This is a genomic window from Rhizobacter sp. P3_B12, assembly GCF_056402895.1.
On sequence record NZ_JBFUGN010000289.1, the window covers coordinates 1 to 6474 of the forward strand.

The 6474-nt window shown below is 64.1% G+C and carries 5 protein-coding genes and 1 pseudogene; all 6 read right to left on the reverse strand.

Annotated elements, in window-relative coordinates; genetic code table 11:
- Nucleotides 1-166: 166 nt before the first annotated feature.
- Nucleotides 167-1249, reverse strand: coding sequence for a TRAP transporter substrate-binding protein (locus AC1D01_RS16235; protein ID WP_477867980.1), 1083 nt, complete (start codon nt 1247-1249; stop codon nt 167-169).
- 120 nt (nt 1250-1369) lie between these two features.
- Nucleotides 1370-2983, reverse strand: coding sequence for a hypothetical protein (locus AC1D01_RS16240; protein ID WP_477867982.1), 1614 nt, complete (start codon nt 2981-2983; stop codon nt 1370-1372).
- 54 nt (nt 2984-3037) lie between these two features.
- Nucleotides 3038-4849 carry an ATP-binding response regulator gene (locus AC1D01_RS16245; RefSeq protein WP_477867984.1) on the reverse strand — a complete coding sequence of 604 codons (1812 nt, stop codon included), beginning with the start codon at nt 4847-4849 and terminating at the stop codon, nt 3038-3040.
- Between the two features lies 1 nt (nt 4850).
- The gene (locus tag AC1D01_RS16250) at nt 4851-5591 is read right to left on the reverse strand and encodes a response regulator (protein ID WP_047587874.1); all 741 of its coding nucleotides are present in this window, start codon (nt 5589-5591) and stop codon (nt 4851-4853) included.
- Nucleotides 5592-5716: 125 nt separating this feature from the next.
- Nucleotides 5717-6169, reverse strand: coding sequence for a MaoC family dehydratase (locus tag AC1D01_RS16255; protein WP_477867987.1), 453 nt, complete (start codon nt 6167-6169; stop codon nt 5717-5719).
- Nucleotides 6169-6474 (reverse strand): annotated as a pseudogene (locus AC1D01_RS16260) (ParA family protein); the annotation flags it as partial. The pseudogene AC1D01_RS16260 and the gene AC1D01_RS16255, both read right to left, overlap by 1 nt.

Here is a 6474-nt window from a genome sequence, read left to right on the forward strand (position 1 = left end):
CTGCAGCAGGAGCGTCAGGACAAGCCGGCGCCGTCGATGGACGGCCTGATGCCGCAGCCGGCCGAAGAAGCCGCGAGCGCGCCGCCGTCATCGAAGTCGAGCGCCGACGACGAGCAGATGAAGGCGGTGGAGCGCGCGCTGCAGCAGGAGGCCGGCAAGAAGTAGGCTACAGCTTCTGCGTCTGCATGAAGTCGTCGAAGGCTGCCTCGGCGAAGCGGAACCACAGGTTCTGGTCGGCGCGCACCTTCGCGAAGTCCTCGTAGACCTTCTTCCAGTTCTGGTTCTTCGCCGAGAGCTCGGCGTACATCTCCTGCGAGGCCTTGAAGGCCGCCTCCATCACCTCCTTCGGGAAGCGGAACAGCCGCGTACCGCTGCCCACCAGCTGCTTCAGCGCGGCCGGGTTGCGGTAGTCGTACTTGGCCTGCATGTCGATGTGGGCCACCGCGGAGGCGGCCTCGATCACCGCCTTGTACTCGGGCGTCAGCGCGTCGAAGGCCTTGGTGTTGACGAAGAAGTCGAGCTGCGGGCCGCCCTCCCACCAGCCGGGGTAGCAGTAGTTGGGCGCCACCTTGTTGAAGCCGAGCTTCTGGTCGTCGTACGGGCCGACCCATTCGGCGGCGTCGATCGTGCCCTTCTCGAGCGCGGGGTAGATGTCGCCACCGGGGATGTTCTGCGGCACCGCGCCGATGCGCTCGAGCACGCGGCCGCCGAAGCCGCCGATGCGCATCTTCAGGCCCTTCATGTCGGCCAGCGACTTGATYTCCTTGCGGAACCAGCCKCCCATCTGCGCGCCGGTGTTGCCRCCGGGGAAGTTGAYGATGTTGTASTKGYGGTAGAAMTCGCGCATCAGCTTCAGGCCGTTGCCYTCSASCATCCASGCCGTCATCTGGCGCGAGTTCARSCCGAACGGRATCGMGSMGCCGAKCGCGAAGGTCTCGTCCTTGCCGAAGAAGTAGTACGGCRCGGTGTGCGCSATCTCGACGGTGSCGTTCTGCACSGCRTCGACCACGCCGAAGGCCGGCATGATCTCGCCGGCCGCGTGCACCGAGATCTGGAACTTGCCGCCGGWSAKYTCGCCGACCTTCTTSGCGAASACCTCGSCGSCGCCGWAGATGGTGTCGAGCGATTTCGGGAAGCTGGAGGCSAGGCGCCAGCGCAGGGCCGTCTGGGCATGCACGATGGCGGGGGCGCTGGCGGCGGCGAGCACGCCGGCCAGGCCGGTGCGGGTGATCAGGGTACGGCGGTCCATGTCTCTCTCCTCGGGGTGATGGGGCGGAGAGATTTTTTACCGAGCTTCGAGGGGGATGGGGATGGGCTTTCCCCGTTGGGGAAAGCCCGGCGGGCTCTTGATCGTTGATCGCCGATGCGGTCAGTTCTCTTGCGACGGCTTGTAATTTGAATATTCAACAATTCTCCGCGTATGAATCTTGCATTGCAGTGAGAAAGCAACCGCCGCCGCTTTCAGACCATCGTCGACTTCAGGTTTCTCTTTCGGCAAAAATACCGCCGCTTGCTGCTTGAAATAATCCTTCATCTCAAGAAGGTTCTTCTGCTTGTAACGAGCTGCGGAACGGCGGGACACACCTTCGCAGTCTGCCGCTAGCAACCTGCACATGTTGTGCAGCACTTTGAAATCGATAGGGTCTCGGCAAACTTCTCGATCTACCAAGGCCCCCCAATTAGTCGCGTCGCGACCAAAATCCTTCCGCCGCCTGCCTGCCGTCTGCAATTCAGGCGCCTGCTTATCAAGAGGCTCGCAATACTGATCCCTCAATGCGGAATGAGATATTTTTCTGCCTGCATCACTCACCTCCTCGTGAATTACATGCTCGATCGAGTTCGCCGTCCCTTGAACCATCACCCTTCTAGTCTCCTCCTGCTTTCGAGAAATCTTGTTCATGGCGGCATCACTACCGCTGCCGTCTAGATGCAACTCAGTCCGCGTGCCGATCTGACGATTTCTTGTTTGCGAATTGGTATTTCGTTTTTTCGGCTTCGTGATCACATTCTTGTATTCTTTTCGTCCTTTTCTCTGTTGCCCCTCGAATTTGCCATCAAGCTCCTGCATCAATTCACGATGACGCAAGTCCTTGTTAACTGCACCAGCGACTTCCGGCTTGACTTTCGCATGAACCGGCTTGGCAGACGATGGATCTTCAGTATCAGCTTCACTGTCCTCTGATCTACTCAATGAATCCCCCACATGCGGCAACTCAGCCTCCTCGGGTAGACAAGATTCATTCGAGAGGTTTTCCACGTAGATCATTTTCCCCTCCTCCAAACCAAACTCATCCTGGGATCTTTCAGTGTCCCTATCGTCCAGTTCAGCCATTAGCGCATCGATATCAATGACATCACTTGCCTTCTCAGCGATGAAACCAACAAGATACTCCAATGCTTTCTCATATTCATCCACATCACCCGATTCCATTGCTGAAAAGGCAGCCTCCTGGAATTTAACAAACCCATCATCGAACTCAGTTTCATCCTTCTCATACCGTATTGCCTGCATCCGACAATAAAGTGAATGATAGCTTTCTGAAATTATATTCTGATCACCATTCCCGCCGTGCTGAAGTTTTCCCCGAAGCTCCTTGAGCGAACCATCAATAAGGTGACCCGCCAAATTCAAGGCATAGGTTCTATCATCCGTCTCATGCTCCGCGACATTCTTAAGATCGAACTCAATGCCATTGCTCAACYCAATCTTGCAATTGAATGTTGATTGGGCTCTCGCTGCTATGCGCTGCCTCCCCAACTTCTCACGGATCGACTCATACTTACTATTTTTCCCCTTCATTTCGATACTACGAATAGAAGGCGCTTTTGCGAGGCACTTGATCCCGGATGACATGAAAGTTGCTCCACAGCACAGTAAAACGATGCCCCATGCAGCAATCACACACAGATCACTCACAAGCAGGCGTTCCCCCTGTGTGACCGATCCGCTTTCCAAGTTCCACCCCGGGACAAACAGCTTCATCCCGTCCGGCCGATTCGCACTCTCAGGTGCGTAGCTCGCCCCTCGGATCCCGCCTCAACCGCCCCGCACGCCCAGCTTGAAACTGATCATCGCCCGCAGCTTGTTCGGCACCACCGGCTTCACCAGCAGGTGGAAGTTGTGCACCTGCGCGTCCACCTCGTGGTTGGTCATCGTGCTGCCGCTCACCATGATGGCCGGCACGCCCGGGCCGAAGCGCTCGCGCAGCGCCTGGATCGCCTCCACACCGGTGTGGCCGTGCTCCAGCCGGTAGTCGACGATCAGCAGGTCCGGCGGCTCATTCCCGGCCTCGTCGCTCTGCGCCCAGGCCCGGCTGGCCGACACCGTCTCGAAGCTGCGCACGCTGGCGCCCCAGCCCTTCAGCAGCACCTCCAGCCCGTCGCGCACCGCCGGCTCGTCCTCGACGATCACGATGCGGCGGCGGTCCAGCGTCAGCCCGATCGGCGCCTTGCCGCTCAGCGCCGGTGCCACCGCGCGCGGCGCCTTGCCGGGCGGCAGCTCCAGCGAGAACACCGTGCCGTGCCCCGGCCGTGAGCGCAGCGACAGCGGCGCCTCCATCAGCCCCGCCAGCCGCTTGACGATCGCCAGCCCCAGCCCCAGCCCCTTGCGCTGGTGCGGCGCCAGCGCGTCGCCCTGCGGCACCTGGTAGAACTCCTCGAAGATGCGCTCCTGCTCGCGCTCGCGGATGCCCACGCCGGTGTCCCACACCTGCAGCAGCAGCCGCGTGCCGCGCTTGCGGCAGCTCACCAGCACCGTGCCGTCCTGCGTGTAGCGGATCGCGTTCGACACCAGGTTGCGCAAGATGCGCTCCACCAGCACCGGGTCGGCAAACGCGTTGTGCGCCCCGCCGCGGAATCGCAGCCCCAGCCCCTTCTCGAAGGCCGTCGGCTCGAAGTGCAGCTTGAGCCGCCCGAACAGCGCGCCGATGTTGAAATGCTCGGCCTGCGTCTCGACGCCGCCGGTGTCGATCTTCGTGATGTCGAGCAGCTCCGAGAACAGCCCCTCCAGCGCATCGACCGAGCCGTTGATGCTGTTGACGAGGTGGATCACCTCCTCATCGTGGCTGCGCTGGCGCAGCGCCTCGGCGAACAGCCCCATCGCATGCAGCGGCTGCCGCAGGTCGTGGCTCGCGGCCGCGAAGAACTGCGTCTTCGAGCGGTTCGCCACCTCGGCCTGCTGCCGTGCCGCATCGGCGGCCGCCTTCTCGATGCGCAGCTGCGCACCCAGTTCGTCGGCGCGCAGCTTCAGCTTCAGCAGGTTCTCGTAGTTGAGCCGGTAGTCGCTCGCGAGCAGCGTCGTCATCGCGACGATCGTCAGCAGCACACCGGCCAGCACCAGGTCGTCGAAGCCGCCCGGCAGCCCCACGCGCAGCACTGTCGGCGCAAAGCACAGCAGCGCGAAGGTGTTGTAGACCTTGCGCATCGGCGCCAGGATCGGCATGCCGGCCACGCAGAAGCTGTAGACGGTGAGCAGCAGCCCGATGCGCTCCGTCGTACCGCCGTGAGGGTAGAACAGCCATGCCGCCGAGCCCCAGACGATGCCCGAGCCCATCGTCGCGCCGACCCAGATGCGGAACCACGGCTGCGCCGCCGCCAGCGTCTGCACGTTGCGCCCGCGGAACGCCACCAGCGCCCACATGCGGAAGATCCACAGCCCCCAGAACATCACCATCCAGGCCGCCAGCAGCCAGCGCGGCGCGTGGTCCCAGAACAACAGCGCCATCACCGACGCGCCGGCCGCATTGCCGGCCAGCGTGGTCGGCACGTACGAATACAGGCCGTGGATGCGCTCGACTTCGGTCAGATCGCGCAGGGAGGCGGCCTGTGCAGCGGGCGCAGGGGCCACCATCTCAGCGCGGGCCGTTGTGGCGCCAGGCCGAGAAGCCGCCGTGCGCCTGCGTCATCTGGCTCACCGCCAGCACGGCCTGCGTGCGCGAGCTCACGTTCAGCACCCGCAGCACCGCGGCCACGTGGTCCTTCACCGTCTCGACCGACAGCCCCAGCTCGCGGGCGATCAGCTTGTTCGGGTTGCCCTGCAGCAGCAGCGCCAGCACGTCGGTCTGGCGCGGCGTGAGGCCCAGCGACGCGATCGACGGGTGCTGCTGGAAGCTGCCGCCCTTGGCCGCCTCGCCGATCTGGTTGACGGCGGCCGGCACGCCCCACGGCGCGTCCTGCGCGCGCTCGGACGGCCGGTCGTTGCCGATGCTGATCGGCGGCACGTAGATGCCGCCCGACATCACCATCCGCAGCGCATCGAACAGGGTCTCGTTGGAGGCGCGCTTCGGCACGAACCCCATCGCGCCCAGGTCGATCGAGCGGATCACGTCGCTCGCCCGGTCGGAGGCCGACACCACCACCACCGGCAGCGCCGGGTAGGTGCTGCGGAACTCGACCAGCAGGTCGAAGCCGTCGGCGTCTCCCAGGTGCAGGTCGAGCAGCACCAGGTCGAAGTCGTTGTCGGCGGCCAGCGTCTCGCGCGCGGCGCGGGCACTGCCGGCACCGACCACGCTGACGTGGTCGCCCAGGCCCTGGATCACGGTCTGCAAGGCCGACAGGATCAACGGATGGTCATCGACCAACAGCACTTTCATCGCGACATCCCTTTCGTGCGCTGTGRGCCCTCGGCCCGGGGCAAAGCGCCGATGCTAGCCGAGCGCCCCGGACGCCCCGCACCCCCTGAAGAGGGTGAAGCGGCCCACTTTGTCAGGGCGGCGTGTCAAAGGTAGCGCCGTGTCAGCGATTCCGCCACGCACACCGGCTTGGCCGAGCCCTCGCGCTCCATCGTGACCTCGATCGTCAGCTGGGCGCCACCATCCAGCGGTTCATGGGCCAGCAGCTTGAAACTGCCCCGCAAGCGGCTGCCCACCGGCACCGGCGACGGGAACCGCACCCGGTTCAGCCCGTAGTTGACGCCCATGCGCGTGTCGCCCACCTCGAAGGCCGACGCGAACATCTCCGGCAGCAGGCTCAGCGTGAGAAAGCCATGGGCGATCGTGGTCTTGAACGGCCCGGCCGCCGCGCGCACCGGGTCGACGTGGATCCACTGGTGGTCGCCGGTGGCCTCGGCGAACTGGTCGATGCGGCGCTGGTCGACCTCGATCCAGTCGCTCAGGCCGATCTCCTGCCCCACCAGGGCCTGCAGCTCGGCCAGCCGTTCGAAGCGCTTCATCAGGCGTCCAGCCACTGGAGCAGCGGCTGCCATTGTTCGAGGTCGCGCTCGACGCGGCTCGGTGCCACGTCCCACAGCGTCAGGCCGCGCGCGGCCAGGTGCACGTAGTTCTGCGTGTCGCGCAGGAAGCCGAGCAGCGGCACCTGCAGCGTCTCGAGGAAGCTGCGCAGCTGGTCGGCCGAGATCGTGCCCTCGCGCACCCGCATGCCGACGATCGCGACCGCCACCTTGTCGCCCCGCCGCCGCGCCAGCAGCTCGCGCACGAAGGCGTGCGTCGCGTGGATGTCGAAGATGCTGGGCTGCAG